This window comes from Campylobacter concisus, from assembly GCF_002165815.1.
GTDB classification, from domain to species: Bacteria; Campylobacterota; Campylobacteria; order Campylobacterales; family Campylobacteraceae; genus Campylobacter_A; species Campylobacter_A concisus_BH.
The window spans coordinates 1-442 of record NZ_NDYN01000035.1 but is presented as its reverse complement, the minus strand read 5'-3'; the positions used below and the strand labels follow the sequence as shown (position 1 = coordinate 442).

The window sequence follows — 442 nt, the reverse complement described above, 5'->3', positions numbered from 1 at the left end:
AAGTTATATCCACCAAGCATACCAGTGATATCTAAAACTTCACCTACAAAATAAAGCCCTTTTACGCTTTTGCTCTCTAAATTTTCATCTAAAAAATTAGTTTTCACGCCACCTTTTGTAACTTCAGCCCTTTCAAAGCCAAATGTCCCAGCTGGAGCAAAATGATATGCAAAAAGACTTTTTATGATATTTTTTTCATCATCATTAAATTCATAAAACGCTCTATCTTTTAAACCAAAATTTCTTAAAAACTCCAGTACAAATCTCTTTGGCAAAGGCAAAACTGAGCTAAGCTGTTTTTTACCATTTACTAAATTTTTCTCACTAAATTTAGGCAAAAAATTTATGCAAATTCGACCTTTTTGCCAAAAGAGTGAGGCATTTAGTATCGCTGGACCACTTATGCCTCTATGTGTAAAAAGAACATCGCCACTAAATTTAT

The 442-nt window shown here is 32.4% G+C and carries 1 protein-coding gene; it reads right to left on the bottom strand.

Going from position 1 to position 442, the window contains the following annotated elements:
* On the bottom strand, positions 1–442 hold a 442-nt coding region (locus B9N65_RS10820), incomplete at both ends, for an NAD(P)/FAD-dependent oxidoreductase (RefSeq protein ID WP_141083854.1).